Raw genomic sequence first — 25,603 nt, 5'->3', positions numbered from 1 at the left:
CCTCGTTGAATTAGCGCAGGCGTGCCCGCGCGGCTAGCGCAGGCCAAGTCCGCGGGCGATGATGCCGCGCAGCACTTCGGTGGTGCCGCCCTGGATCGTCAGCTTGGGCGCGGTCTTGATGGCGAAATCGAGCTGCTTTTCCAGCGTCTCGCGGTTGGTCGCGGTCTCCTCGACGAAGGCGGCGAGATCGCGGACGCGATGCGGCAGCTGCTGCTCCCACACCGTGCCGATGTCCTTGACGATCGAGGCCTCCACCACCGGCTCCTTGCCGGCCTGCAGCATGCCGGCGACCGACACCGACATGCGGCGCATTGTGTGCACCTGCGCCACCAGGCGGCCGATGCCCTCGGCGCTGCGGGTGTCCGGGTTCTTGCCGACCGCGCGCACGAGCTCGGTGAGCACGTAATAGGTCTCGAGGAAGCGCTCGGGACCACTTCGCTCATAGGCGAGCTCCGACGTCGCCTGCTTCCAGGCGCCATCGACCTCGCCCAGCACGTGATCGTCGGGCACGAAGTAGTCGGTGAACACGACCTCGTTGAACTCGAACTGGCCGGTGATCTGGCCGATCGGATTCACCTGGATGCCCGGCTGCTTCATCTTGACGAGGAACTGGGTCAGGCCGTGGCGGCGGTTTTCCTTGGTCGGCGGCGAGGTACGGAAGATCGCGATCATGTAGTCGGCGATGTGCGCTGACGAAGTCCAGATCTTGGTGCCGTTGATCAGATAGCCGCCGTCGGTCTTGGTTGCACGGGTCTTCGCCGCGAACAAATCGGAGCCGGAGTTCGGCTCGCTCATGCCGATGGCGAAACAGACCTCGCCGCGGCAGATGCGCGGCAGGATGTCCATCTTGATGTGCTCGGGCGCGTATTTCAGCAGCACCGGCCCGCTCTGGCGGTCGGCGACGAAGAAGCGCCGGGTCGGCGCGTTCGCCACACGCATCTCCTCGGTGACCACGTAGCGCTCGAGGAACGAGCGTTCCTGGCCGCCATATTTCTTCGGCCAGGTCATGCCGAGCCAGCCCTTGGCGCCGACGCGACGGGAGAATTCCGGCGCGTCATTGTCCTCGCGGTTCGGCGCGTGGGGATCGAAGGTGCCGGCGGCGATTTCCTCGGCGAGGAAGGCGCGCACCTCCTTGCGGAGCTGCTCGCATTTTTCCGGCAGGCGGATCGGATCGAAACGAAGGGCTGCAGTCATGATGTCCAGTCCTGATCTTTCTGCCTGATCTCAGCGCGAAGCCACCAGCGGCCACAATTCATCGGCGCCACGATTCGCGACGAGCTTGCCGAGCTCGACCGCCCAGTAGCTCTCCGAGCCGAAATCGTCGCGCCAGGCCAGCGCCCGCAGCGAATAGCGGTGCAGGATGTGCTCGATGGTGAAGCCGATCGCGCCATGCACCTGATGCGCGATGCCGCTGCCCTTCTCCGCCGCTTCCGAGCAGCGGACCTTGGCCGCTGCGGCTTCCAGGAACACCGCATCAGTGTCCAGCGACTTGGCGTTCACGATCGTGTCCGCCGCCGAGGTCGCAGCGGCCAGTGCCGCGGCGTTTTCGCCGGCGAGCCGCGCGAGGTTGTGCTGCACCGCCTGGAATTTCGAGATCTTCTTCTCGAAGGCGATGCGCTCATTGGAATAGCGCACCGAGATGTCGAGCATCGCTTCCAGCGCGCCGGCGATCTGCAGGCTGCGCACCACGCCGCCCATCAGCATCAGCGTGGTCTGGTCAAAACCCTTCGGCGCCGGCCTGGTGGCGACCGGCTGCACCTTGTCGAGCGTGACGGTGTCGTTGTGATCGCCGCCGAGCCCGATGCCGGATTCGATCCGGCACTTCGCTGCATCGAGCAGCGCGACCGACACGCCGCCATTGCCTTCAGCCAGCACCGCGAAATGTTTTGCGTCCTTGGCGAACGGCACGCCGCGGGCGCGGCCGGAGAGCGAGCCGTCGGCGTTCAGCGTGACGCGGTCCTTCGGGCTTGCCGGCAGCACGGTCATCTCGCCTTCGGGAGAGGCGATCCTGGCTTGCGTCAGCAGCCAGCCGGCCAGCATTGTTTCGGCCAGCGGAACAGCGATCGCATGCCGCCCAGCGACGTTGAGGACGCTGAATCCTTCGGCGAGGCTGGCGCCGGAACCGCCGAGATCGTCGGGCACCCAGGACAGCGGCAGGCCGGCTTCGGTCAGCGCCTGCCACAGCGGCGCCTTCCATGCGCCCTGCTTGTCGTGATTGATGGTTTGGGCATCCGCGAGATCGGCGAAAATCTTTTCCGCGGTCTCGGCGACGATGTTTTCACTCTCCGCCACAGCGTTCCTCGTGTTGATTGGCTCGGGCTGGCTGTTCGGCCCTGCCCTGCTTGCGATGTTGTCTTGCGCTCAATGATGCGGAAAAGCCATAGCCGTGACAAGCGCTGCCCGCAGGGCCACTTGCGCGGATGGCATGAAGCCGGACTTGGCGCATGAATTCCGCATAGTGAACTTTCGATTGTCCCCGTTTGTATGCCACGCACACGCGCAAACCGGCCGCCGACATAAGTTCAGTCCGCCAGATGAAACTCGATTGCCTTCCGCATCAGGTCGGCGAACTCGGTCTCCTGGGTGACCAGTGCGTCGTTCAATCCGGCCACGCACAGCACCAGCGGTTCGTTCGATTCCGCAATCGGCGGCAGGTTCATGGCGACGGCGCCCGCGCCCGGCGTGACCAGGCCGAGCGAGAAAGCGTGCCCCTTGGCGCGGACCTTCTTCAGCTCAAGCAGCAGCGCCTTGATGTCGACCTGACGATCGGGCCGGCTCTCGTTGGCGTTGATCAGGCGCACCAGGCGGCGCACCTCCTTGTCCGGATAGGCCGACAGCAGCGCGTAACCCGACGCGGATCGCGCCAGCGGCCGCAGCGTTCCGGCCTTGACATACAGCCGCATCGGCAGCTTGGCCTGAATGATATGGACATACTGCGCGCTGAGCCCGTTGCGCACCGCGAGCATGATGGTCTCTCCGGTCCGCGCGGAGAGCTCTTCCATCAGATTGACCAGGCGTCCCTTCGTGAACAACGCCGGGCTCAGCCAGTGCCCCAGCATCGAGATCCGCGGCGTCGGGATATAGGTGCGGCGGCTGGTGTCATAGTGGAGATAGCCGAACGCCGTCATCGTCCGCATCAACGCCGAGGTGCTGGATTGCGGGAACTTGAGCGCGGCCGCGACTTCGATCGCGGAGGCGGCGCGCTGGTGCTCCTCGAAGAATTCAAGCACGTCGAACACGCGCCGCGCCGACTTGACTGCATTGTCCATCTTCGGCAGGTCGCGCGAGGTGTCGCCGGGGAAATCGGGGCCGTCGAAAGACCGCGCGCCGGCAGCCGCGCCGGCCTTCGCTACATCCTTCTTCGCCACCGGCATCGCTATCGTCCCTGCTGCGCCACCCGCCGCTTCAGCCACCAGCCATATTGCTCCGGCCAACTCGTCCACTCCGGATCGCATCCGAGCGCAAGCGCCGTCTGCGCGGGCCAGTTCGGATTCCACAGCAGTTCGCGGCCGAGCGCAATAAGCGTCGCCTTGCCGTCCCGCAAAATGGCTTCGGCGTAGTCCGGTTCGCGGATCAGCCCGACCGCCACCGTCGGCATGCCGGCTTCCTTCTGGATGCGCTCGGCGAACGGCACCTGGAAGCCCGGGGTGCGCGACACCAGCGAATTGCCGCGCGGCAGCTTCATGCCGCCCGACGAGCAGTCCACCATGTCGATCCCGATCGCCTTCAGCTCCGCCGCAAACGCGATCGAGTCCTCGATCGACCAGCCGATGTCGACGCCGTCGACCGACGAGATGCGGACGAAGGCCGGCAGATGGCTGGGCCACTCCTCGCGCATGATCGCCGCGATCCGCAGCGGCAGGCGCATGCGGTTCTCGCGCGACCCGCCATACTCGTCGTTGCGGTTGTTCGCCAGCGGCGACAGGAACGAGTGCATCAGATAGCCGTGCGCGCAGTGCAGCTCGATGACGTCATAGCCGGCCGCCCTGGCGCGACGAAATGCCTGGCGATAGTCGTCCACCAGGGCATCGATCTGCTCTGAAGTCATCATCTGCGGTGCCGGCCAGCCGTCATCGAAGGGAATGCCGCTCGAGGCCGCGATCTGCCATGGGCCTTCGCCGCGTGCCTTGATGTCAGCTTCGCCGAGCGGGTTGCCGCCTTCCCACGGCCGCTGCGAGGAGCCTTTCCGGCCGCCATGTGCGATCTGGATCGCGGCCTTGGCGTTGAAGCTGTGGATCAGCGCGGCGAGGGCGGCGTGGTCCGCGATGTGCGCATCGTCCCAGATGCCGAGGCATCCATGGGTGATGCGCCCCTGGGTGTTCACCGAGCTCTGCTCGACGAACACGAGGCCGGCGCCGCCGGCGGCGAGCTTGCCGATATGCGCGGTGTGCCAATCGGTGGCGCGCCCCTCCTGCGCCGAATAGGTCGCCATCGGCGAGACCATGATCCGGTTTTTCAGTTCGAGGTCGCGCAGTTGCAGCGGGGTGAACAGCAGCGGCAGCTCAGTCATGGGATGTCCAGCCTTGCCTGTGGTTTCTTGCCTGTGGTGCGTGGATTCGTGCGCGCAGTCATTTCTTCAGCAGCGGACAGGCGCTCTCCTCCGGCGTCGCAAACGCCTCCTTGCCCGGAATCACCTGAACCAGCTTCTCGTAATCCCAGGCGCCCTTCGATTCGGCCGGCGATTTCACCTGCACGAGATACATGTCGTGGATGAGCTGGCCGTCCTCGCGCAGGAATGCGTTGCGGGCAAAGAAATCGTCGATCGGCATGTCCTTCATCTGCGCGATCACCTTGGGGCCGTCGTCGGTGCCGGATTTCTCCACCGCCTTGAGATAGTTCATGACCGCGGAATAGAGACCGGCCTGCACCATGGTCGGCCGCTTCTTGGTCCTGGCCATGAAGCGCGCGGCAAAGTCGCGGGTCTTGTCGTCGAGATCCCAATAAAAGGCGGTCGCGAGCTGCAGCCCCTGGGCGGCCTGCAAACCGATCGCGTGGATGTCGCTGGTCTGCATCAGGAAGGCCGCGAGCTTCTGCGTGTGCGCCATCCCGAATTCCTGCGCCTGCCGGATCGAGTTGGCGAGGTCGCCGCCGGTGTTGGCAAAGGCGATCACGTCAGCCTTCGAGCTCTGGGCCTGCAGCAGATAGGACGAGAAATCCATGCTGTTGAGCGGATGCCGCACCTCGCCGGCGATGCTGCCGCCGACCTTCTCCACGGTCCTGGCCGCGTCGTTGCGCAGGGCGTGGCCGAAGGCGTAGTCGACCGTGACGAAGTACCAGCTCTTCGCGCCTTCCTTGGCCAGCGCCCGCACCGTGCTGTTGGCGAGCGCATAGGTGTTGTAGGTCCACTGCACCGAATTCGCCGAGCAGCCCTTTCCGGTCAGATCGGAGGAGCCGGCCGACGACACCAGCATCGCCTTGTTCTTCTGCTTGGTGAGCTCGAGCACGGCGAAGGCGACGGCGGAATTGGCGAAATCGACGATGACGTCGACATTCTCCTGCTCATACCAGCGCCGCGCGATGCCGGCGCCGATGTCCGCCTTGTTCTGATGGTCGGCATCGACCATCGCGATCGGCTTGCCCAGCACCTTGCCGCCGAAATCCGCGATCGCCATCCGGACCGCTTCGACCGCTCCGGGGCCGGCGGCGTCGGCGTAGAGTCCGGCCTGATCGGTCAGCACGCCGATCTTCACCGCGTCGTCGGAAATCTGCGCGTGGGATGGCGCGGCGGCGAAGGCGACTGAGAGGATTGCAGCGCTCGCGGCGATCCATCCGTATCTCGATGTCATTGTCCCTGGTTTCCTCTAGTTCGATTGCCTTATGGCGTTGGTCTTGTCTTGCCGCAGGTCGATCATGCCCGGATGCGACTGCGGATCCCTGTCCGCGCCGAGCAGCACGTGCTTCTGGATCTTGTTGGTCGAGGTCAGCGGCAACTCGGCGACGAAAGCGATCCACGCCGGCAGCTTGAACGCCGCCAGGCGTTCGCGGCAGAAGCGGAAGATGTCCTGCGCGAGCTCGCGTGAAGCATCGGCGCCGTCGTTGCTCACGATGAAGGCCGCAACTTCCTCGTCGCGGATCGGATCGCGCGCGGCGATGACTGCGGCCTGCTTGACCTGAGGCGACGTCGTCAGCACGGCCTCGACCTCCGCCGCCGAGATGTTCTCGCCGGCGCGCCGGACCAGATGCTTCAGCCGGTCGACGAACACGAAGGCGCCGTCCTCGTGCTGCCAGGCGCTGTCGCCGGTGCGAAACCAGCCGCCGCGCCAGGCCTGCTCGGTGGCCTCGGGGTCCTTCAGATAGCCGGAGAACAAGCCGCGCCGCGGCGTCGCTTCCGAATGGCGCACGCAGAGTTCACCGACTGCGCCAGCCGGCAGCGTATTGCCGTCGGCATCGAGGATCGTCATTTCGAGCCCCGGTACGCTGCGGCCGATGGTGTTGGTCTCGAGATGGCGCGGCTCGACCGTGTTGAACGGACTGCGCCCGGTCTCCGTCATGCCCCAGCCTTCGACGAAGGGGATGCCGAAGCGCTCGCGGGCTCGCGCGCGCTGCTCGGGATTGGCGCCGACGCCCATCGAGAAGCGCAGCGCATGGGCCTTCTCGTCCGGCGTCTCCGGCTGCGCCAGCAGGGCCGCGACGATCACGCCGAGATAATGCAGCACGCTGGCGCGGCATGCGACGATGTCGTGCCAGGCAAACTTTGCGTTGAAGCGTTCCGGCAGGATCAGGCAGCCGCCGGTCAAGATCATCGCGATCGGGGTCAGCGTCAGGCCGGCCATGTGGAACAGCGGCAGCGGGCTGTAGAGGCGCTCCATTCCGGCATGATACGTCGCCTCGCCGCCGTGGCTGACGTACCAGCGGCCGGTCGAGACCACGTATTCATTGGTCAGGATGCATCCCTTCGGACGCGCCGTCGTGCCTGACGTGTACAGCAGCGCAGCCTCGGTCTCGCTTCCCGGCTCGTCGGCGCGCGGTGGCGGCCGCTGGGCGTGCGGGACTGTCTCGACGCTGGCGCCGAGATCGTCACCGGAGACGGTGAGCAGCGGAACGTCGCCGGTCAGCGGCTTCTGCAATTCCTTCTGATCGGCCAGCGTGACGATCAGGTCGGGTTCGGCATGCGCGATCAGGTATTCGATTTCCGCTGCGCGATAGGCCGGGTTGATCGGAACGATCGAGACGCCGATGCCATTGAGCGCCAGCCAGTGCACGATGAAATCGGGGCGGTTCTCCAGCAGCAGGCAGGCGCGGTGGCCGTGGCCGAAGCCTGCTGCGCGGTACTGATCGCGCAATGCGCAGACCTGCCGCGCAATGCCGCCATAGGACAGTTCGACGCCATCGGGAAAGTATGCGCGGTCGGCACGCGCGGGAATGCAGAGAAAGGGTTTGAACGCTGCCGCATCGGATGTCGCAGCGAACGTGCTGAACACGGTGTACATCGTGGCGAAACTTCCCTTCGACGGCCGCTGATCGATGCCAACGATGCCGATCCGAAGGAGCCCGGGTGCTTCGTTGAGCGCATTTGTCATGCGATCGCGACGTTGCGCGGAAGCTATAAGGACGAATAATATGCTGTCAAATCCATTATGAGTTTCCATAAAACTCATATGTAGTTTGAAGCCAAAAGCGGAGGTAACGAGATGAAGATGCATATGTTGTCGGGCGGCCGTCTCCAGATGTCGAAGCGGACCTATCTGCCCGATGCGGCGCGCGGCGAGATGATTGAGCTTCCGGTCGCCTGCGTGCTGTTGCGGCATGCGCAGGGCAATGTGCTGTTCGACACCGGATGCCATCCCGATGTCGCGACCGATCCTGAAGGGCGGCTCGGCACGCTCGCCAAATACATGCGCCCGATCATGCCGGCGGATGATCATGTGCTGACGAGCCTGAAGGCCGTTGGCCTTGGCGCTGATGACATCGACGTGGTGATCTGCTCCCACCTGCACACCGACCATTGCGGCTGCAACGCCTTCTTCAAGAAGGCGACGATCTTCGTCCACGCACTCGAGATCGAGGCCGCGAATGCCGATAACGCGTTCGATCGCGGATATATCAAGGCGGATTGGGATCATCCGCTGAAGATGGAGATCTTCGACAAGCAGATGGATGTGTTCGGCGACGGCAAGCTGACGCTGGTCCCGCTGCCCGGACACTCGAAGGGAACGACCGGCGCGCTGGTCAAGCTCGACAACAGCGGCGAATTCCTGCTCGCCTCCGACGCGCTCAGTGTGCGCGCCAATCTCGACCAGCGGACCTCGCCGAGGAACAGCCTTGACGTCGGCCAGTTCCTGAAGTCGCTCGACGAGATCGCCAGGCTCGAGGCGTCCGGCGTCAAGATCATCTGCGGCCATGACGAAGCGCAGTGGGCCAGCCTGCAAAAGGGCCTGAACGCGTACACGTGAGGATTTTGGGCGCGGCTTGCAGATGTCGTTCCACGCGATATGGTGTGCCGCCGCCGGAGTTCATCTGGCTCACAACAACAAGGAAAATGCAGATGTCCAAGGATGGTTTGTGCGCGATCGTGACGGGATCGGCATCGGGACTCGGCGCCGCCACCGCGCAAATCCTCGCCACGCAGGGCGCGCGCCTCATCATCAATTATTCCAACAGCAAGGCGGAAGCCGAGGCGACCGCGGAAGCCTGCCGCAAGCAGGGCGCCGAGGTGCTGGTGGTGCAGGGCGACGTCTCGCGCGATGAGGACTGCAAGAAGATCGCAGCCGCCGCGCAGGGCTGGGGCCGCCTCGACGTGCTCGTGAACAATGCGGGCACCACCAAGCACGTGCCGCATCACGATCTCGACGGCCTGACCGCGGAAGATTTCCAGCGCATCTACGCCGTCAACACCATCGGCCCGTTCCAGATGGTTCGTGCCGCGCGCGCGCTGCTCGAAGCCGGCGCAAAGGCATCTAGCCGTCCCTCGGCGGTGGTCAACGTCTCCTCGGTTGCAGGCATTTCCGGCGGCGGTTCGTCGGTCGCCTATGCCGCGAGCAAGGGCGCGCTCAACACCATGACGCAGTCGCTGGCGCGCGCGTTGGCACCGTTGATCCGCGTCAACACGGTGTGTCCGGGCTATATAGATACGCCCTGGTTCACCAAGGGCCGCGGCGAGGCCGGCGCCAAGCAGGTGCGCGATGCCGTGGTGGCGCGCGTGCCGCTGAAGGTCGCCTCGACGGCCGAAGACATCGCCAACCTGGTCTGCTTCCTGGCGAGCCCGGCGTCGAGCAACATGACCGGTGAGTTCGTCCGCATGGACGCCGGCATGCATCTGATTCAGTGACGGAGCGCCGTTGCACAAATGAAAAATGCCCGGGCCTGGCCCGGGCATTTTGATTTTGAACCTGTCGTTGCTCCGTCATTCCGGGGCGATGCGTTAGCATCGAACCCGGAATCTCGAGATCCCGGATTCGATGCTTCGCATCGCTCCGGGATGACGCCTACGGCGTCACCTGTTTCCGATATCCGGGATCACGCGCGCCGCGACCAGCCGATTCCAGATGAACAGCACCACCAGAGCGCCGATCGTGGCGGTGATGAAGCCGGCACCTTGTTCGGGACCGTAATGGCCGATCGCCTGGCCGATGAAAGTCGCAAGAAACGCGCCGGCGATGCCGAGCACGGTGGTGAGAATAAAGCCGCTTGGATTGTTCGGTCCCGGCGACAGGAATCGCGCGATGATCCCCGCGACAAAGCCGACGATAATGACCCAGATGATGCCGCCCATGACTGTCGTCCTCCTCAGATGGAATCAACGCTACCGTCAGAGCCTGCGGTGCAACTCGTCGCCGCTTGGCAGCCGGCCGTCCGGCGTCAGGTGATTGATCGCGTCGGGCAGATATTGGCTGAGGCCCTGCAGCAGTTCGTCGCGCGAGAGGCCGCTCTGCGATGCCAGCGAGTTGATCTGGTCGGCGCCGAGCGCGTTGGCGAGATCGCCGGGCGCGATCTGCTTGTTGGGACCGTTGCTGACCCAGGAATTGGCCGCGTCGCCATGGCCCTTCTGCTGCAATTGATTGAGCAGATCGCCGAGGCCGCCGCTGAGCACGGTGCCGGCTGCGCCGCCGGCGAGCAGGCCGCCGAGGCCGCCCTTCAGCAGATCGCTGAGCCCGCCGCCACCGGCGCCGCCGGGCAGGCCTGCGGTGACGTTGCCGGGAGGAAGCGGCGGCGCCTGCGCCGGCTTCGGCTCAGGGGCGCTCGCGTCCGCCTGGCCGCCGGAGAAATGCTTGACCGCCTTCCAGGCGAGCAGCGCGAGGATAGCCATCGTCATCGGCGACATTCCGCCGCCGCTCGAACTGTCGGATGAGGTGCTTGGCGCGCTCGGACCGCGCGGGCCGTTCTGCATGCCGTTGAGTACGTCGAGTAAACCCATGATCGTCTCCTGCCGCAACCGTGCCCCGAGCGGGAAACATAGCTTCCGCCCATGACGGTTACAAGGGCGGGCCACCCGGCCCGCGGTGCGTCGAAATAGGCAGGCAACCCCAGGTCTGCTATCGAGCCAATGATGAATGGACGTTTGGCCACATGAACGAGGACCGGCCGATCGGCATTGCGGGCGCCGGAAGCATCGGCTGCTTCGTCGGCGGCACGCTCGCGGCTGCGGGGCGCCGTGTCGCGCTGCTGGCGCGGCCGCGGCTGATCCAGGAGATCGCAGGCAACGGCTTGCGGATCAGCAGCTTTGACGGCTCCGAGCGGACGGTATCCGCGGACCGGCTCATTGTGTCCGACGATCCGTCGATCTTGTCCGACGTTCAGGCCGTGCTGATGACGGTGAAGAGTGCCGATACCGCTGCGATGGCCGATGTGATCGCGCGCCACGCGCCTGGCGATGCCGCGGTGATCAGCCTGCAGAACGGCGTCGGCAATGTGCCGCTGCTGCGCGACCGCCTGCCGGGCCGCAAGGTGCTCGGTGGCATGGTGCCGTTCAACGTGGTCGCGCTCGGCGACGGCCGCTTCCATCGCTCGACCTCCGGCGACATCGTCATCGCGCAGGATGACGCGGGCACCGCGGCGCGGCTGTCGGTGCCGGGCCTTGCGATCAAGCCCACCGGCGATATCGACGGCGTGCAGTGGGGCAAACTGATCGTCAATCTCAACAATGCGCTCAATGCGCTGTCCAATATTCCGCTGCGGCAACAGCTCGCGCAGCGCGGCTGGCGACGACTGCTTGCCGATCAGATGGCCGAGGGCCTGGCCGCGGTGCGCGCCGAAGGCATTGCGCCGGTGTCGCCGACGCCGCTGCCGTCGAACTGGATGCCGCCTTTGCTGCGGCTGCCCGATGCGCTGTTCGACATGCTGCTCGGCCGCACCATGAAGATCGATCCCGAGGCGCGCTCCTCGATGTGGGAGGATCTGCAGCGCGGCCGCCGCACCGAGATCGACTATTTGCAGGGCGTGATTACCGCGATCGCGGATCGCCGCGGGCTCGAGGCGCCATTGTCGCGCCGCGTCATCGCGCTGATCCGGAAGGCGGAGGCGGACGGCAAGGGCTCGCCGGGGCTAACGCCCGAACAGATCCGCGATGGCAGTGACCATGAACGCCGATGATCGTCCGCCACGTCGATCGAACAACAGAGGAGATGACATCATGAAATGGTCCAGCATCATGCTGTTCACGCTTGCTGCGCTCGCGGCCGGCCCGGTCCGTGCGGCGCCGCCGACCGTGACACCGTCGCCTGGCTATGATGCGCGCTTGCAGGAGCAGCGCGCGGCGGCTGCGGCAGCCAGCCGAGCGGCCACGCCTGCGCACAAATCGGTCGCGCCCCGACACCACAAGCGCACCCGCGCGCACTGATCCATTACAGAGACGACTTCAGATGAAGCTGCTGTTCCTCGCGCTCACCTTCGTGTTTGGCTTCACCACGGCCTCAGGTGCCGCCGACTATGCCGGCTCGATCAGTGCCTACCGGCGCGCCAACCGCATGCCCGCGGTGAAGCTCGACGCGAAGCTGAACGCGATGGCGCTGAAGCAGGCCCAGGCGATGTCGGCGACCGGATCGGTCAGCCACTCCGCGGGCGGCAGCTTCTTCACGCGCATCGCGCCGCTCAAGAAGCAGCGCGCCGCCGAGAATATCGGCGCCGGCTTCATCGCCTTCGCCGAGATGCTGAAGCAGTGGGAGAATTCGCCGGGCCATCGCGAGAACCTGCTGATGCCGGGCGCCAAGCGCGTCGGCGTCGCCTTCGTCGACAATCCGAAGTCGCCGTACCGCAGGTTTTGGGCGATGGTGATTACCGATTGAGCCTGCGGTGTCATTCCGGGGCGGAGCGAAGCGACGAACCCGGAATCTCGACGGCAGAGAGATTCCGGGTTCTCGCTTGCGCGAGCCCCGGAATGACCAAGCGAACCGTCAGTTTCGCTTCGCAACCTTGGTCGGTGGCGGCGGTGTCGGCGTGAACAGCTTCTTCAGGCCGTCCAATCCCTCGGAAAGCCGCGGCCATTCGCAGGAGAACGTACCCTTCACGCAGTTGCTTGCCCGCGGCCGCGGCTCAGGAATAGGTACGGCAGCGCCCCGCGGCTTGACCGGCCTTGCAGCAGGGACGGGGACCTTCGCAGTCTCACTGCGCACCGGCTCATTGTGCAACGACGCCTGCTGGACCTGCGGCGGACGCACCGGCTGTGTCTCCTGCCGCTCGAGCTGTTTCGCATTGAACGCCGCGACGATACGCGAGCGGCGCTGCTGCTCGAGATAGCCGGTATATTCCTGGTCGATCTTCTTTTGCTCGTCCGGCGTCGGATTGGGACCGGCGATGTCGAAGCTGCGGTCCTGCATGAAGTCGTAATAGGTGTAGCCACCGCCAGGCTTGCGACGGCCGGCGAACTTGGCGTTGCAATCGGCGAGTTGCGCGGTCTTGTCTTCCCTGGTCTTCGCCTTCTCGGCGAGGTCTGCGCAGTCCTCGAAGTCCTTCGGGCCGCCGCGCCACCATTGCGCGTGCGCGCTCATCGGCGCCAGCACGCAAGCGACGGCGAAAGCGGCAACAGCCAACGTCGATGATCGTGACGGCATCACGGACATTGAGACCAAACCCGAACGACACAGAGTGAGCAGATTGTCGCCATTTTAGTGACACTTGTCACCCGGGAACCCGACGATTTTCCTGACCTGTGGAATGTTGCCGCGGCTGATGGAACACAGCCTTCGCGATTGGAATAATTGAAGAATCTCATCGGAACGGGCCGGAGATCAGAACAATTCGCCTCTAATCGTTCACTTCACCCTGTGCAGCAACGCAACCAGTTCCGCCTGCCGGTGGGTGCCGGTCTTCTGGAAGATCGTCTTGAGCTGATTGCGCGCGGTGGCAAGGGCAACGCCGGCCGCCTGCGCGGCCGCTTCGACCGAATCGCCGCGCGCAAGCCGCGCGGCGAGGCGTGCCTGCGCCGGCGTCAGCTCGAACGTCGCCGCCAGCAGCGCCTGATCGAACGCGGCGCTGCCTTCGAGATCGCGGATCAACAGGATCGCGCGCGCCCCGAGGAACGGCGAGCGCGCCGCCGGAGGCACCGGTTGGATCTGGATCACGATCGGCCGCTTGTCGATCCTGCGCACCACGATCGGCGACGACGGCAATGGGTGCAGGTCCGAGCTGTGGGCCAACTGATCGATCAGCCTGGTCAGATCGGCATTGGCCTGTCGGTCGAGCAGGGTGAGGCGATTGTTGCGGATCGCAAGGTCGTAGCCGAGGCAGCGTTCCGCCTGGCTGTTCATGCCGATGATGGTGCCGAAGCGGCCGACGGCAATCGCAGCGACCTGGATCAGATCGAGCGCGCCGGTGATGCCCGAGAGTGCGGAGCGGCCGACGACGGCGGAGAGCGTCGCGGCTTCCGTGAGCGGCGCCGACACCCTTTGCAGCGCCTTGATCTCGTCGGCGTCGAACAAGCCTTCTCTGGGCGAACGCTGGATCGTCAGTGCCCATAACGCCGGGCCGGAGTGGAAGCCGATCGCCGCGAACCATTTCAGTCCGAACTCGCCGAGCGTGGCGTAGAGCGGATCGCGCAGCATCTCGGTTTCGGATTCGAACAGATCCGCATCGGTGATGACATCGACGCCGGCATGCATCAGCGGCACGCCGCGGGCCGCGCGGATGTCGGTGAGGTGAAGATTGTGCGGGAAGTAGGTCTTGGTGAAATACTCGGTGATCGAGTCCGTGCGCGGAATGTCTTCAGTGCGGATATCGCTCTGAAGCATCGCAGCGCCGGTCGCGCCGACGGCGGCGCAGACCTCGTCCATGAAGGAGGGCCAGGTCGAGGGATCGAGAACCACATCGCCGAGGCGCGCGGTCACATCGTCAAGCCTGTGCAGATCGACCAAAATTCAGCTCCGCCGATGCAAACAGCGTTGTTTTGTCAGGCGAAACAGGCTGCACCTCGTTGCGCCCGGTACCGGGCATAAGAAAACCCAGGGGCCCGATATGCAAGTTAAATCAGCGACAGGCTAGGGGCCGGGTCCGCAAGCGCTGGCGAAACATGATCGAAAATCGGCGGGTCCCGCTGGCCGGTGCGATCCGGCCGCTACGATAAGTGACCATCCTCACGGTGGCCGGCCTCGGTCAGCGCCACGCGGCAGAAGCTGGCGGCGATCGCGACGACCTCTTCCACGGCCTGCGGATATTGCTTCGACACCCAGCGCAGCGCGATCGAGATGACGGCGCCCACCATGCCGACCGAGAGCAGCGAGGCGGCCGCGCCCTTGCCGCTGCGCTTCGGGTCGAGCGCCGGCGGCACCAGGATGTCGCTGAAGACGCGCAAGGCGTCGAGCTTGACGGCATCGACCGCCGGACTGATGCCTGAAATTTCCAGCAGAAAGACCCGGGCGGGCTTCGGGTGCTGCTTCAGCCGCGTGAAATAGAGCGTCAGCGCCGCGCGCAGCCTCATCTCGGCATCGTCGCCTGCGGCTGCAGCGGCCGCGGTCATTTCCTCGTGCAGGTGGCCGACGACATGGCCGTAAGCGGCGATCAGCAGAGCCTCGCTGTTCGTAAAGGACTCGTAGAAATAGCGCTCGGTCAGCTCGGCCGCCTCGCAGATCGCCTTCACGGTGGCGCCGCGATAGCCGACCTCGCCATAGACCTCGATCGCCGCGTCGATCAGCTTGAGCCGCCGCTCGGCGCGGCGTTCCTCGGCGTCCATACCGCCATAGAGGCGGGCTTTCCGGATGCTTGCCATGAAAGTGTATTGACACGAGGCATTGTCAGATGTCAAGTTATCTGACAATATGTATTGTCAATACTGCCACGGGAGGGTCAAGGCGTGTCCGTTCATTTCGACGTGTTGATCGTGGGCGCGGGACTGTCGGGCATCGGCGCCGGCTATCATTTGCAGGCCAACTGCCCTGACCGCAGCTACGCCATTCTTGAAGGCCGCGACTGCATTGGCGGCACCTGGGACCTGTTCCGCTATCCCGGCATCCGCTCCGACTCCGACATGTACACGCTTGGCTATTCGTTCCGGCCGTGGACCGAGCCGAAAGCGATCGCGGATGGCCCGTCGATCCTGAACTATGTGCGCGAGACCGCGCGCGCCTACGGCATCGACAAGAACATCCGCTTCAACCATCGCGTCGTGCGCGCCGACTGGTCGTCGGCGGACTCGCAATGGACGGTCGAGGTCGAGCGCGGGCCGGAGAAGACGATCGAGCGCTTCACCTGCAGCTTCCTGTTCATGTGCAGCGGCTACTACAAATATGAACACGGCTACACGCCCGACTTCCCCGGCATCGCCGATTTCGCCGGCCGCGTCGTCCATCCGCAGAAATGGATCGACGACATCGACTATGCCGCCAAGAAGGTGGTGGTGATCGGCAGCGGCGCGACCGCGGTGACGCTGGTGCCGGAAATGGCCAAGACCGCCGCCCATGTCACGATGCTGCAGCGCTCGCCGACCTATGTCGTGGCGCGGCCCGACGAGGACAAAGTCGCCAACTGGCTGCGCGCGCGGCTGCCCGCGAAACTCGCCTACGGCCTCACGCGCTGGAAGAACGTGCTGTTCGGTATGTATTTCTACCGGCTCTGCAAGCGCGATCCGGAGCGCGTCAAGAAGCTGATCCTCGGCGGCGTGCGGCATGCACTCGGTCCGGACTACGACGTCGCCACCCATTTCACGCCGCGCTACAATCCGTGGGACCAGCGGCTTTGTCTGGTGCCGAACGGCGATCTCTTCGAATCGCTGCGCAACGGCAGATCGTCCGTCGTCACCGATCAGATCGAGACCTTCACGCGTGGGGGCATCAAGCTCAAGAGCGGCAATGTGCTCGACGCCGACATCGTGGTGACCGCGACCGGCCTCGATCTGCAGGTGCTCGGCGGACTCGAGATCAATGTCGACGGCGCGCGCGTCGATCTGTCGAAGACCATGAACTACAAGGGGCTGATGTACTCGGGCGTGCCGAACCTCGCCGCCGCCTTCGGCTACACCAATGCGTCCTGGACGCTGAAATGCGACCTGACCTGCGAATATGTTTGCCGCATGCTCAACCACATGAAGGCGAACGGCTACGCGCAGGTCACGCCGCGGCGGAACGATCCTGATGTCGCCGAACTGCCCTGGGTGGATTTCTCATCGGGCTATATCCAGCGCGCCGCCGCCAGGTTCCCCAAGCAGGGCTCGCGCCGGCCGTGGCGGCTCTACCAGAATTATGCTCTCGATATCATGACGCTGCGCTTCGGCTCGCTGAAGGATGAAGCCATCGAGTTTCTCCCGGCGCGTCGGGCCAGCGCGGATGCCGCCTCGAATCCGGCACGCCAGGTGGCGTAACGCGCGACGCGCCAAACGCCATGCAACTTCGCGCGCGCCCGATGTGGCGCGGGCTGGCGATCACCCGGCAGCTCTGCTATGGGATGGCGACGCCCGCATGCTTTCGCTGCGGGCCGTGCGGTCCCGTAGCTCAGCCGGATAGAGCGACGGTTTCCTAAACCGTAGGTCGGAAGTTCGAGTCTTCCCGGGATCGCCATTTTTCGCTCACCGCGCGCTGTCGGTGAGGCTTTTCACCACGCATTTCGGCGCCATCTGCCCGGCGTTCGCTCCCCCCAAGTTCACCCTAAATCAAGTTCACCCCAAATTAGGGAAAGCCCGGGACAATGGGGAGGGGGCACCGGAAGACCGCACGTATGCGAGCTAGCGTTCCAGAACGGGTTGAGCAGGGGGGCGGCGATGCCCTTCGCGACCCGCTGCGTTCGAAGGGCCGGCCGCTCGTCGTCGATGTCGACGAGGTCATGGTGCGGGGAAGCTCCGTCCCGGCCGATATCGCATCCGATCTGATCCGCCGCCTCCGCGCTTTCGCCGCGGCGATCACCGCTTCCTTCGGGTCGCAACCGCGATCAGCGCATGGTGCAGATCCATCGGGGTTCGATCCGTCCCGGGCGCAATTCGACCACGACGCGGTGAGGTTCCTGCTGCAGGTGCTGGGCGAAGGCCGCCCGGTCTACCTTTGCTCGGAAACCTATCCCGAGCCGTTCGTCAGCGCGGTCGCCGAGCATCTTGGCGTCTTCACCGCCTGGGCCGCCGCGCCGGAACGTCAATTGCCGCCGGCGCAGCGCGAAGAGCTGCCGCCCGTGCTTCGGCAGGGCTTTGACTATATCGGCAGCGCGGCGGTCGCGTTGCCCGATTCCGCATCGCGCCTCGCGCGCCCCGCTCGATCCGAGCCGTCCGCGCCCGCGCTGGTCAGTATGCGCGTCAGTATGCGCAGCTGGCTGAAGCTGTTCAGGGTGCATCAATACGCGAAGAACGCTCTCGTGCTGGTGCCGCTGCTGACCGCACACAAATTCGCATTGGGATCGGCGGCGACGTCGCTGTTTGCCGTGATCGCATTCTCGCTCTGCGCGTCGGGCGCCTACATCCTGAACGACCTTCTCGACGTCGAGGCCGACCGCGCGCATCCGACCAAGCGCAACCGCCCGATCGCAAGCGGCGCCATCCTGGCATCGCGGGCCGTCGGCGCGATGGCCCTGGCGCTGGTCGCCGCATTTGCGATCGCCTTGTCGATATCGATCGAGTTCGGCGGCGTCCTGCTCGGCTATTTCGCACTGACCACCTCCTATTCGTTCTGGCTCAAGCGCATCGCGACCGTCGACGTCGTCGTGCTCGCCACGCTTTACACCGTCCGCGTGATCGGCGGCGCCGTCGCGATCAGCGTGCCGATGTCGGAATGGCTGCTCGCTTTCTCGCTGTTCATCTTCATGTCGCTGGCGCTGGTGAAGCGCTATATCGAGCTCGCCGGCCAGCCGGACGGCGCCGTGCTGGCGGCGCGCGGCTACCAGGTCGGGGACAAATCGATGATCGCGATCCTCGCCGCCGCGTCAGGCTTCAACGCCGTCGTGATCTTCACGCTCTACATCTCGTCCGATACGGTGCGCGCGCTTTACAGCCATCCGCAACTGCTCTGGGTCGGTTGCCCGATCTTGATGTACTGGATCGGCCGCGTGATGTTGTTCGCGCAGCGCGGATTGATCGACGACGATCCGGTCATCTTTGCGCTGAGGGATCGCGTCAGCTGGGTCGCGCTCGGCGCGATCGGCGCCATCATGTTCGCCGCCATCTAGCGATGCCGGCGGCTGCGTTACCAGGAGCTGTGATGTCGACCTCCAGTCCGGGCGGCATTAGCCTGTCCGGCTGGGGCAACTATCCGAAGGCGTCGTCCGAACTGCTGGCGCCGCAGACGCCCGCGGGCGCGCGGGACCACCTGGTTGCGCGGTCCGGCGTCGTCGCGCGCGGAGCCGGGCGGGCCTATGGCGATGCCGCGATCGGAACGCAATCCACGATTTCGTCGCGCGGCCTGAACCGGATGCGGAGCTTCGATGCCGCAACCGCGCGATTGACGGTCGAAGCCGGCGTGACCATCGCCGACATCCTTGCCGCTTTCGAGCCGCGCGGCTTCTTCCTCAAAGTCGTGCCCGGCACGAAATTCGTGACGGTCGGCGGCGCGATCGCGGCCGACGTCCACGGCAAGAACCATCATCGCGATGGCGGCTTCGGCACCATCGTCGATTCATTCCGCCTTGCGCTGCCTGGCGGCGAGATCGTCACCTGCTCGCGATCGGAAAACGCCGCGCTGTTTGCGGCGACGCTGGGAGGCATGGGCCTGACGGGCATGATCCTCGACGCGACGCTGCGGCTGCTGCCGATCGAGACCGCCTGGCTGCGTCAGGACACCCGCGTCGCCGGCAATCTCGACGCGGCGATCGATCAGCTGGAAAGCAGCGCATCGACCACCTATTCGGTGGCCTGGATCGACTGCCTCGCGCGCGGGGCATCGCTCGGACGCTCGCTCGTCTATCTTGCCGAGCACGCCACGCGGCGCGTCAGGGATATGCTGGGACCCGGCCTCGAAGCGTTTCCCAGGCTTCGCGCGTCGCGGCTCGCGGTCCCGGAGCTGTTTCCGGGATGGCTGCTTAATCGCGCATCGATGCGGGCGTTCAACGAGCTGTACTTCCGTCGCGGCGCCGCGCATCCGGGCAAGCCGCGGCTGGTCCATTGGGACCCGTATTTCTTTCCGCTCGATGCGATCGCCGACTGGAACAGGATCTACGGCCGGCGCGGCTTCGTGCAATATCAATGCGTGATCCCGGCTGGCCGCGCGCGCCGCGTTCTCGCCGAAATTCTCGATCGTGTGTCGCGGCGCGGCGATGCGTCGTTTCTTGCGGTGCTCAAGCAGCTTGGCGAAGGCAGCGGGCCGATGTCGTTTCCGCTCCGCGGCTACACGCTGACGATGGACTTTCCGGTCAGCGACGCGCTGTTCGGGTTTCTTGACCAGCTCGACGCGCTGGTGGTCGATGCCGGCGGCCGGCTCTATCTCGCCAAGGATGCGCGGCAGTCCCGCGCGACATTCGAATCCGGATATCCCGGCCTTGCGGCCTTGCGCGACATCCGCCAGCAGATCGGGGCGAACAGTCGCCTCGTGTCCCATCTTTCAGCACGGCTTGGAATTTGATGACCGGCACAAAATCAATTCTGGTGATTGGCGGCAGTTCGGACATCGGGCACGCGACCGCGCTGCGCTATGCGAGGGACGGATGGCGTGTGATGCTCGCCGCCCGCGATATCGCCGCGGCACAGCGCAATGCGGACGACATCAAGACGCGAAGCGGTACCGAAATCTCGGTTGTCGCGCTCGACGCGCTGCAGACCGGGCAGCTTGCCGGCTTCGTCGCCGGTCTTTCCCCACTTCCCGACACCGTCGTATGCGTTGTCGGGGAGCTCGGCGATCAGCAGCGTGCCGAGACCGATCCCGAGCTTGCGACGCAGATCATGCGCACCAATTTCGAGGCGCCCAGCCTGCTGCTCGAACTGTTCGCGCAAGCCTTCGCGACGCGCGGCTCGGGAACCATCGTCGGCGTGAGCTCGGTCGCCGGCGATCGCGGGCGGGCCTCGAACTATTATTACGGCGCGGCCAAGGCCGGCTTCTCGCAATTCCTGTCCGGCTTGCGCAATCGCCTGGCGCTTGCGGGCAAGGTCCGTGTCGTCACCGTCAAGCCGGGATTCGTGCGGACCAGGATGACGGCGCATATGAAGCTGCCGGCTCCCCTGACGGTGCAGCCGGATCGGGTCGCGGAGGATATCTTCCGGGCCGATGTGACGAGGCCGCGTGACGTGATCTATGTGGCGCGCCGCTTCCGGCTGGTGATGGCGATCATCTGCGCGCTGCCGGAGACGATCTTCAAACGGATGCGTATCTGATGCCGGGCGTCGCCGCCAACCACGCGTCGTTCCCGCGATCCAGCGCGATCCGGCAGAGCGTCCCGCTTGTGACGGCATCGCTGTGGCTCGTGCTGTTCGCGGCGACGCTGATCTTCAGCGTCATGCTCTGCGACGGCAGGCTGATCTTCACCCTCGACGATCCCTACATCCACCTCGCCGTCGCCGATCACATCCTGTCCGGCGGCTACGGCGTCACTGCGTCCGAGGTCTCGTCGCCAAGCTCGTCGATCATCTGGCCCTATCTGCTGGCCGTGACCGAGACGCTGCATCTTGGCGCATTCGGTCCACTCCTGATCAATGCCGCGGCAGCGGCCGCGACCGTCGTGGCTTTCCTGCGCATTCTTGAATCGGCTGAACTGCTTGGCCCCGGCCGGGAGAAGTCGCTGCTGTTTTTCGTCGCGTTGCTCGCCATTTTTTCGTCAAGCGCGATCGCCCTGCCGATGACCGGCATGGAGCACAGTCTTCACGTTTGGGCCACGGTCGCGACTTTCGGCGGCCTGACCGAAGCCGCGCGCGGACGGTCGCCGACCGTCATACACTTCGCGGCGCTGGTGCTGCTGCCGCTGATTCGCTTCGAGGGAATCGCGTTCGCCATCGCGGCGATGACGGGGTTTGCCCTGCTCGGCCAGCGCCGTTTTGCCGCCGCGGCCGCCGCCGTCACGCTCTGCGCGTTCGCCGCGTATTTCGCGCGAATGGCCTCGCTCGGTCTCCCGCTTTTGCCGAGTTCGGTATTGCTCAAATCGCGCATCGCCGAATCCGGCTATGAAGGGACCGGCGTCATCGCCTCCATCCTCCGCAATCTCGGCGACAGCTTCGCTGATCCCGCCGGCTTCAGGCTGATGCTGCTCGGTCTTGCGCTCGCCGCCGTGATGGCGCTGCTCCGCTCCGACCGCGGCGCCCTGATCGTCTGTGCGACGGTGCTCGCCGCGATCGCTGCGCATCTCGGCTTTGGCCAATATGGCTGGTTCTACCGGTATGAGGTTTACATCGTTGCGCTTGCGGTGCTGGCGCTGCTCTACGCGGTTGCACGCGCGCGAGCGGTCTTGAGCGTCCCGCAATGGACCGCCGCGACGCTCGCCAGCGTCGGGCTGGCCGGTTTTGCCAGCGTGGGCTATGTCAGCGCCGCCCTGGAGACGCCGTTTGCCTCGCGCGGCGTCTACGAGCAGCATTATCAGTTGGGGCGCTTTGCCCAGCAGCTCTACCGGCGGCCGGTTGCCGTGAACGATCTTGGGCTCGTTGCCTGGGGAAATGCGAACTTCGTCCTGGATCTGTGGGGGCTCGGTTCGGAGCGCGTGCGCAAGGCGAAGCGCGCCGGCCGCTACGGCCCGGCCGAGATGGCCGCGCTCGCCGACGAGTATCATGTCGGCGTCGCCATGATCTACGACAGCTGGTTTGCGCAGGGCGTGCCGGCGAGCTGGAGGAAGGTCGCGATCCTGCACACGATTCCGGTGACCGGCGCGCGGGGTGACGTAAGCTTCTACGTCACGCCGGCCGCGGAGCCGGAGCTCGTCGCCGGCGCGCTGAAGGCCTTCGCGTCGACCCTGCCGGCGCGCGATCGTCTCGAAATGGTGGCGCCGTGAGTGTTGCGTGATCGCTGGGCGTGTCGCGCCGGGTGCTCAAATCCTCGCAAGAGGCCCCTGCGCCGGAACGGGAGAGCCCCTGCTTGACTCGCGCAGCAGCAGGATTGCGACGATCAGCGTGATCAGCGCGGCGATCCCGAAGCCTCCGATCGAAAGCACGTCGACCCAATGGACGTCCGTGCGCGGCGTGTTGTTATGGACCGTGTGCATGTAGCCGAAGGCTCCGATCGGTATCGGCGCGGCATAGATGATCGCACGTTCCCACTCGCGGGCCTTGGCCTGAAGCGCCGGCAACAGCAGCGCGATTCCGACACTGAAGATCAGGAAGTCATAATCATACGCATAGGGGCTGATGCAGACCGATGTGATCGCGGTCAGGCCGAGACTCTCGCGCGCGGGCATCTTGCGGTAGACCGCGACCAGCACGATGCCGAGCGCAAGGACAGCGACCACGCCCTGGCCGATAAACGCTGCCGATGCGGAGAACCCCGTGGTTCGCAGCGCGGCATAGGTCGAGACCATTCGATACAGCGGATAGTAGGCTTCCCGCAGGAATACCGACGAATCGTGCACGCTCTGCAGCATCACGGTCCAGATCTGCATGCCGAACAGCACGGTGCAGATCGTCGAGCTGATCAGCACGACGGCGCTGGCCGTCATCACGACGATCCACGAGCGCCGCAGGATGGCATAGAGTGCGAAGGCAACGGCGAAATGCGGCTTGATGATCATGAGACCAAGGGCCACGCCCGCGAGCATCGGCCGCTCTTCGAAGTACAGGCACACCAGCCCGATCAGTGCGGCGGTAAGGAAGCTGTTCTGACCGCATGCCAGCGTGACCCCGATCGTCGGAAAGAAAACGATCAGCACGAGCACGAACCGGTTTCCGGCAAGACGCCGCAGCACCGCGAGATAAAGAGCCAGCGTCGAGGCCATGAACAACAGATAGGCCATCCCGAACGGGACCAGCGCGAACGGAGCCAGCAGCAGGTTGAATTGCGGCGGATAGGTCCATGGCATGAAGCCGTCGTGCCCGCCCGACGCCTGCTTCTCGATGATGGCGAGCTTCGCGAATTGATAGGCCTGGTCGAGGTCGCCGAGCCACACCAGCTTTGCGGTGATGTAGAAGGCGGCGAAGTCGACCAGTTCGCGGCCGTGCCCCAGCCCCAGCTGGGAGAACCACACAACCTTGAACAGGAGGGCGGCGACCAGCATCACGAGGATTCCGCGCGTGTAGTTGGCGCGCTTCGAGTCCGTCGACTGAATTGTTTCGAGCGTTGTTGCGAGCATCAGGCCGGGCCCTGTTATGGCAACCCAAGCTAGATTGAATAGGTTAAGCAGTCGAAAAATTGCAGGGGGAGGGTGGATCCCCTGTCGCCTGACGCCCGCAGGGACGTATGAAATCGGTCGGCGGGGCTGGAACCGGACGGTATCTCGGTGTCCGGATGCGACTTTCGCTGGACGCTCCGTCGGCGGCAGTGATAACGGCTGACAACAACCATCTCACGACGGACCGCATGCCGAAACCGCCGCCTCCTTCCAATCGCGGGCCCAGCCCATCCCCGGTACTGCAACGCGCCGTGGTCGCATTGCAGATCGGACAGGTCGTCGAAGCCGAGCGGCTGGCGGCGGAGGTCTTGAAGGCAAACCGGACCGATGTCGGCGCGGCCTCGATCCTGGCACGGGCGCTGATGATCCAGAACCGCAACGAGGAAGCGATCGCACCGCTCGAGCGAGCCGTACGCCGCGTCGAGGATCCCGGCCTCGAGACCCTGCTTGGCGCTGCGCTCGGCGGCGCTGGTCGCGGCAGCGAGGCGATCGATGTGCTGCGGCGAACCACCGCGCGGCGGCCGCCGTACCTGCCCGCATTCCAGGCGCTGGCAGGGCAATTGCACTCGGCCGGTCGCATCGACGAGGCGGTTGCCGTCATCGAGAGCGCGCTCGTTCTCGCGCCGGAGAGCCTCGAGTTTCAGCTGCTGCTGGCGCAGCTGCTGCCCCAGCGCAATGAGCGTGGCCGGGCGCGCGAGATTCTGGAGAAGCTGCGCAATGCGGCGCCGGGACATCCCGATGTTCTGGGCGCGCTCGCGCGTGTGCTGCTGCTCGATGGCGAATATGCCGCCGCGGCAGATCTCTACCGCCAGGTGGTGGCGCAGCGCCCCGACGACCCGCTGACGCGTCTCAGCTTCTCCGCCAGTCTTCTGGAAATGGGCGACCGCGCGGCCGGCGAGGCCAATCTGCGTCTCGCGTTGCGCGGCCGGCCGCAAATGATCGGCCGCACGACCGCCGCGCTGATCATGTCATCGCACGGCCGCTTCTTCTTCCGTCGCAGCGCCTTTGCGGAATTTCTGAGCTAGGACCGGTCGACATTCAGGATTCCCAAGCGGTTTGATCGCTGATTCATAGAGTTCCGTGATTCGAGACACGGAGCAGATGGTGGCGGCGAAACGATATGAGCTGACGGAGGCGCAATGGGCGAGGATTGCGCCACTGCTGCCGGGGAAAGCTGGCGACCCGGGACGTACGGCTGCGGACAATCGACTGTTCGTCAACGGATGTTTGTGGGTTTTGCGATCGGGCGCACACTGGAGCGACCTGCCGGAACGGTACGGCAAGTGGAAAACGGTGCATCAGCGCTTCAGCCGCTGGTGCCATGCCGGCGTCTGGGAGCGCGTGTTCGCTGCTCTGACCGCCGATCGCGACAACCAGTATCTGATGATCGACAGCACCATCGTTCGCGCCCACCAGCAGGCGACGAGCGGAAAAGGGGGGCCAAAGATCAGGCGCTGGGGCGTTCCCGAGGTGGACTGACCACCAAGATCCACATGCTGGCTGATGCGCTCGGCCGTCCGCTCCGCTTCATCGTCACGGCTGGGCAAGTTAATGACATCACCCAGGCGCCGGCACTGCTCCACGGCCAAAGCGGCGATGCCGTGCTCGCCGACAAGGCCTATGACAGCAACGCCCTGCGTGCGATCATCGCGGAAATCGGCGCAACGGCGGTGATCCCGTCAAACCGCACCCGCAGGATCATCATTCCGCACGACGCCGACGCATACAAACAGCGCAACCGCATCGAGCGCTGCTTTTGCCAGCTCAAACACTTCCGACGCTTGGCAACCCGTTATGACAGGCGATCTGACAACTTTACCGGCTTCATCCATCTCGCTGCCGCAATGATCTGGATGCAATGAATGTCGATCGGTCCTAGGGCGTTTTCGAGCGAAGCGGACACCGGCTCGCGCTAACGCGTCAAAACTAGAATCTAGAGCGGCGGGGATAAGCCGCGGCCTCTGCGCTCAAGCACAAGCGCCTCTGGAATGCTGGATCGCCCGCATCCGGGTGAAGACACCGAACTGGCTCA

At 65.1% G+C, this 25,603-nt stretch carries 24 protein-coding genes and 1 tRNA gene; 13 read left to right on the top strand and 12 right to left on the bottom strand.

Annotation, left to right across the window (positions count from 1 at the left end; all coding sequences use genetic code 11):
* Nucleotides 1-33: 33 nt before the first annotated feature.
* From ACVWZM_RS15970 to ACVWZM_RS15945, 6 genes are all read right to left on the bottom strand, one after another.
* Complete coding sequence (locus ACVWZM_RS15970; RefSeq protein WP_018269158.1) at nucleotides 34-1,194, bottom strand: acyl-CoA dehydrogenase family protein; 1,161 nt, start codon at nucleotides 1,192-1,194, stop codon at nucleotides 34-36.
* 30 nt (nucleotides 1,195-1,224) lie between these two features.
* Nucleotides 1,225-2,292, bottom strand: a complete 1,068-nt coding sequence (locus tag ACVWZM_RS15965; protein ID WP_253588227.1) for an acyl-CoA dehydrogenase family protein — start codon at nucleotides 2,290-2,292, stop codon at nucleotides 1,225-1,227.
* 230 nt (nucleotides 2,293-2,522) lie between these two features.
* Nucleotides 2,523-3,374, bottom strand: a complete 852-nt coding sequence (locus ACVWZM_RS15960; RefSeq protein WP_057020165.1) for an IclR family transcriptional regulator — start codon at nucleotides 3,372-3,374, stop codon at nucleotides 2,523-2,525.
* A gap of 2 nt (nucleotides 3,375-3,376) precedes the next feature.
* Nucleotides 3,377-4,510, bottom strand: a complete 1,134-nt coding sequence (locus tag ACVWZM_RS15955; RefSeq protein WP_253588226.1) for an NADH:flavin oxidoreductase/NADH oxidase — start codon at nucleotides 4,508-4,510, stop codon at nucleotides 3,377-3,379.
* A gap of 58 nt (nucleotides 4,511-4,568) precedes the next feature.
* Nucleotides 4,569-5,786, bottom strand: a complete 1,218-nt coding sequence (locus ACVWZM_RS15950) for an ABC transporter substrate-binding protein (RefSeq protein ID WP_057020163.1) — start codon at nucleotides 5,784-5,786, stop codon at nucleotides 4,569-4,571.
* A 15-nt stretch (nucleotides 5,787-5,801) separates the two neighbouring features.
* Nucleotides 5,802-7,643: an AMP-binding protein gene (locus ACVWZM_RS15945; protein ID WP_456853829.1), complete on the bottom strand. Its 1,842-nt coding sequence runs from the start codon at nucleotides 7,641-7,643 to the stop codon at nucleotides 5,802-5,804.
* Here ACVWZM_RS15945 and ACVWZM_RS15940 point away from each other — a divergent pair.
* Both ACVWZM_RS15940 and ACVWZM_RS15935 read left to right on the top strand, forming a co-directional pair.
* Nucleotides 7,632-8,393 carry an N-acyl homoserine lactonase family protein gene (locus tag ACVWZM_RS15940; RefSeq protein WP_076832809.1) on the top strand — a complete coding sequence of 254 codons (762 nt, stop codon included), beginning with the start codon at nucleotides 7,632-7,634 and terminating at the stop codon, nucleotides 8,391-8,393. The two genes, ACVWZM_RS15945 and ACVWZM_RS15940, sit on opposite strands and share 12 nt — an antisense overlap.
* Nucleotides 8,394-8,485: 92 nt before the next feature.
* Nucleotides 8,486-9,268 (top strand): SDR family NAD(P)-dependent oxidoreductase, encoded by a 783-nt coding sequence (locus tag ACVWZM_RS15935; RefSeq protein ID WP_225164107.1) that lies wholly within the window; start codon nucleotides 8,486-8,488, stop codon nucleotides 9,266-9,268.
* A 165-nt stretch (nucleotides 9,269-9,433) separates the two neighbouring features.
* Here the strand turns inward: ACVWZM_RS15935 and ACVWZM_RS15930 are convergent, their stop codons facing one another.
* The gene (locus ACVWZM_RS15930) at nucleotides 9,434-9,712 is read right to left on the bottom strand and encodes a GlsB/YeaQ/YmgE family stress response membrane protein (protein ID WP_024582682.1); all 279 of its coding nucleotides are present in this window, start codon (nucleotides 9,710-9,712) and stop codon (nucleotides 9,434-9,436) included.
* A gap of 36 nt (nucleotides 9,713-9,748) precedes the next feature.
* A complete protein-coding gene (locus tag ACVWZM_RS15925; protein WP_168858718.1) occupies nucleotides 9,749-10,354 on the bottom strand; it encodes a YidB family protein in 606 nt (201 codons plus the stop codon).
* Nucleotides 10,355-10,506: 152 nt separating this feature from the next.
* On the opposite strand from ACVWZM_RS15925, the gene ACVWZM_RS15920 reads away from it, so the two are divergent.
* From ACVWZM_RS15920 to ACVWZM_RS15910, 3 genes are read left to right on the top strand one after another with little or no spacing between them, the layout of a single operon-like run.
* Nucleotides 10,507-11,529 (top strand): 2-dehydropantoate 2-reductase, encoded by a 1,023-nt coding sequence (locus ACVWZM_RS15920; RefSeq protein WP_253588224.1) that lies wholly within the window; start codon nucleotides 10,507-10,509, stop codon nucleotides 11,527-11,529.
* Between the two features lie 40 nt (nucleotides 11,530-11,569).
* Nucleotides 11,570-11,776 (top strand): hypothetical protein, encoded by a 207-nt coding sequence (locus ACVWZM_RS15915; RefSeq protein WP_253588223.1) that lies wholly within the window; start codon nucleotides 11,570-11,572, stop codon nucleotides 11,774-11,776.
* 22 nt (nucleotides 11,777-11,798) lie between these two features.
* Nucleotides 11,799-12,221, top strand: coding sequence for a CAP domain-containing protein (locus ACVWZM_RS15910; protein WP_057020158.1), 423 nt, complete (start codon nucleotides 11,799-11,801; stop codon nucleotides 12,219-12,221).
* A 108-nt stretch (nucleotides 12,222-12,329) separates the two neighbouring features.
* Here ACVWZM_RS15910 and ACVWZM_RS15905 read toward each other — a convergent pair whose 3' ends face one another.
* The 3 genes from ACVWZM_RS15905 to ACVWZM_RS15895 form a co-directional block, all read right to left on the bottom strand.
* Nucleotides 12,330-12,995 (bottom strand): hypothetical protein, encoded by a 666-nt coding sequence (locus ACVWZM_RS15905; RefSeq protein ID WP_057020157.1) that lies wholly within the window; start codon nucleotides 12,993-12,995, stop codon nucleotides 12,330-12,332.
* A 192-nt stretch (nucleotides 12,996-13,187) separates the two neighbouring features.
* Nucleotides 13,188-14,285, bottom strand: a complete 1,098-nt coding sequence (locus ACVWZM_RS15900; protein WP_057020156.1) for a helix-turn-helix transcriptional regulator — start codon at nucleotides 14,283-14,285, stop codon at nucleotides 13,188-13,190.
* A 200-nt stretch (nucleotides 14,286-14,485) separates the two neighbouring features.
* Nucleotides 14,486-15,136, bottom strand: a complete 651-nt coding sequence (locus ACVWZM_RS15895) for a TetR/AcrR family transcriptional regulator (protein WP_253588222.1) — start codon at nucleotides 15,134-15,136, stop codon at nucleotides 14,486-14,488.
* Nucleotides 15,137-15,220: 84 nt separating this feature from the next.
* Here ACVWZM_RS15895 and ACVWZM_RS15890 point away from each other — a divergent pair, with 84 nt between their 5' ends.
* The 6 genes from ACVWZM_RS15890 to ACVWZM_RS15865 all read left to right on the top strand — a co-directional run bounded on the left by ACVWZM_RS15890 (nucleotide 15,221) and on the right by ACVWZM_RS15865 (nucleotide 22,242).
* Nucleotides 15,221-16,723: a flavin-containing monooxygenase gene (locus ACVWZM_RS15890; RefSeq protein ID WP_229192606.1), complete on the top strand. Its 1,503-nt coding sequence runs from the start codon at nucleotides 15,221-15,223 to the stop codon at nucleotides 16,721-16,723.
* Between the two features lie 119 nt (nucleotides 16,724-16,842).
* Nucleotides 16,843-16,919, top strand: a tRNA-Arg gene (locus tag ACVWZM_RS15885).
* Nucleotides 16,920-17,076: 157 nt separating this feature from the next.
* Nucleotides 17,077-18,507, top strand: a complete 1,431-nt coding sequence (locus ACVWZM_RS15880; RefSeq protein ID WP_253588221.1) for a UbiA family prenyltransferase — start codon at nucleotides 17,077-17,079, stop codon at nucleotides 18,505-18,507.
* Nucleotides 18,508-18,539: 32 nt separating this feature from the next.
* Complete coding sequence (locus ACVWZM_RS15875; protein ID WP_253588220.1) at nucleotides 18,540-19,895, top strand: FAD-binding oxidoreductase; 1,356 nt, start codon at nucleotides 18,540-18,542, stop codon at nucleotides 19,893-19,895.
* The gene (locus tag ACVWZM_RS15870) at nucleotides 19,895-20,641 is read left to right on the top strand and encodes an SDR family oxidoreductase (RefSeq protein WP_253588219.1); all 747 of its coding nucleotides are present in this window, start codon (nucleotides 19,895-19,897) and stop codon (nucleotides 20,639-20,641) included. Before ACVWZM_RS15875 ends, ACVWZM_RS15870 begins: the two co-directional genes overlap by 1 nt.
* Entirely contained in the window at nucleotides 20,641-22,242 is a 1,602-nt protein-coding gene (locus tag ACVWZM_RS15865; protein WP_253588218.1) for a hypothetical protein, read from the top strand. The genes ACVWZM_RS15870 and ACVWZM_RS15865 overlap by 1 nt, the downstream gene beginning before the upstream one ends.
* A 36-nt stretch (nucleotides 22,243-22,278) precedes the next feature.
* Here the strand turns inward: ACVWZM_RS15865 and ACVWZM_RS15860 are convergent, their stop codons facing one another.
* On the bottom strand, nucleotides 22,279-23,532 hold the full coding sequence (locus ACVWZM_RS15860) for a glycosyltransferase family 87 protein (protein ID WP_253588217.1): 1,254 nt from the start codon (nucleotides 23,530-23,532) through the stop codon (nucleotides 22,279-22,281).
* Nucleotides 23,533-23,822: 290 nt separating this feature from the next.
* Between ACVWZM_RS15860 and ACVWZM_RS15855 the strand changes: the two genes are divergently transcribed.
* Nucleotides 23,823-24,596 carry a tetratricopeptide repeat protein gene (locus ACVWZM_RS15855; protein ID WP_309249301.1) on the top strand — a complete coding sequence of 258 codons (774 nt, stop codon included), beginning with the start codon at nucleotides 23,823-23,825 and terminating at the stop codon, nucleotides 24,594-24,596.
* A 76-nt stretch (nucleotides 24,597-24,672) separates the two neighbouring features.
* Nucleotides 24,673-25,433 (top strand): IS5 family transposase gene (locus ACVWZM_RS15850; RefSeq protein ID WP_210185730.1). Its coding sequence is split into 2 segments (ribosomal slippage): nucleotides 24,673-25,018 and nucleotides 25,018-25,433, totalling 762 coding nucleotides; the frame shifts between segments, so codons are not numbered across the junction.
* Nucleotides 25,434-25,603 lie beyond the last annotated feature (170 nt).

The sequence above is a fragment of the Bradyrhizobium sp. USDA 4501 genome (assembly GCF_054062115.1).
This window is presented reverse-complemented; position numbering and strand designations above follow the sequence as displayed.

What these genes read in the sequence shown, in the direction of transcription:
- ACVWZM_RS15950 (WP_057020163.1), bottom strand. Translation starts at nt 5,786, where the DNA reads ATGACATCGAGATACGGATGGATCGCCGCGAGCGCTGCAATCCTCTCA.
- ACVWZM_RS15910 (WP_057020158.1), top strand. Translation starts at nt 11,799, where the DNA reads ATGAAGCTGCTGTTCCTCGCGCTCACCTTCGTGTTTGGCTTCACCACG.
- ACVWZM_RS15970 (WP_018269158.1), bottom strand. Translation starts at nt 1,194, where the DNA reads ATGACTGCAGCCCTTCGTTTCGATCCGATCCGCCTGCCGGAAAAATGC.
- ACVWZM_RS15940 (WP_076832809.1), top strand. Translation starts at nt 7,632, where the DNA reads ATGAAGATGCATATGTTGTCGGGCGGCCGTCTCCAGATGTCGAAGCGG.
- ACVWZM_RS15930 (WP_024582682.1), bottom strand. Translation starts at nt 9,712, where the DNA reads ATGGGCGGCATCATCTGGGTCATTATCGTCGGCTTTGTCGCGGGGATC.
- ACVWZM_RS15920 (WP_253588224.1), top strand. Translation starts at nt 10,507, where the DNA reads ATGAACGAGGACCGGCCGATCGGCATTGCGGGCGCCGGAAGCATCGGC.
- ACVWZM_RS15935 (WP_225164107.1), top strand. Translation starts at nt 8,486, where the DNA reads ATGTCCAAGGATGGTTTGTGCGCGATCGTGACGGGATCGGCATCGGGA.
- ACVWZM_RS15925 (WP_168858718.1), bottom strand. Translation starts at nt 10,354, where the DNA reads ATGGGTTTACTCGACGTACTCAACGGCATGCAGAACGGCCCGCGCGGT.
- ACVWZM_RS15915 (WP_253588223.1), top strand. Translation starts at nt 11,570, where the DNA reads ATGAAATGGTCCAGCATCATGCTGTTCACGCTTGCTGCGCTCGCGGCC.
- ACVWZM_RS15905 (WP_057020157.1), bottom strand. Translation starts at nt 12,995, where the DNA reads ATGTCCGTGATGCCGTCACGATCATCGACGTTGGCTGTTGCCGCTTTC.
- ACVWZM_RS15875 (WP_253588220.1), top strand. Translation starts at nt 18,540, where the DNA reads ATGTCGACCTCCAGTCCGGGCGGCATTAGCCTGTCCGGCTGGGGCAAC.
- ACVWZM_RS15945 (WP_456853829.1), bottom strand. Translation starts at nt 7,643, where the DNA reads ATGCATCTTCATCTCGTTACCTCCGCTTTTGGCTTCAAACTACATATG.
- ACVWZM_RS15865 (WP_253588218.1), top strand. Translation starts at nt 20,641, where the DNA reads ATGCCGGGCGTCGCCGCCAACCACGCGTCGTTCCCGCGATCCAGCGCG.
- ACVWZM_RS15895 (WP_253588222.1), bottom strand. Translation starts at nt 15,136, where the DNA reads ATGGCAAGCATCCGGAAAGCCCGCCTCTATGGCGGTATGGACGCCGAG.
- ACVWZM_RS15860 (WP_253588217.1), bottom strand. Translation starts at nt 23,532, where the DNA reads ATGCTCGCAACAACGCTCGAAACAATTCAGTCGACGGACTCGAAGCGC.
- ACVWZM_RS15960 (WP_057020165.1), bottom strand. Translation starts at nt 3,374, where the DNA reads ATGCCGGTGGCGAAGAAGGATGTAGCGAAGGCCGGCGCGGCTGCCGGC.
- ACVWZM_RS15870 (WP_253588219.1), top strand. Translation starts at nt 19,895, where the DNA reads ATGACCGGCACAAAATCAATTCTGGTGATTGGCGGCAGTTCGGACATC.
- ACVWZM_RS15955 (WP_253588226.1), bottom strand. Translation starts at nt 4,510, where the DNA reads ATGACTGAGCTGCCGCTGCTGTTCACCCCGCTGCAACTGCGCGACCTC.
- ACVWZM_RS15880 (WP_253588221.1), top strand. Translation starts at nt 17,077, where the DNA reads ATGCGAGCTAGCGTTCCAGAACGGGTTGAGCAGGGGGGCGGCGATGCC.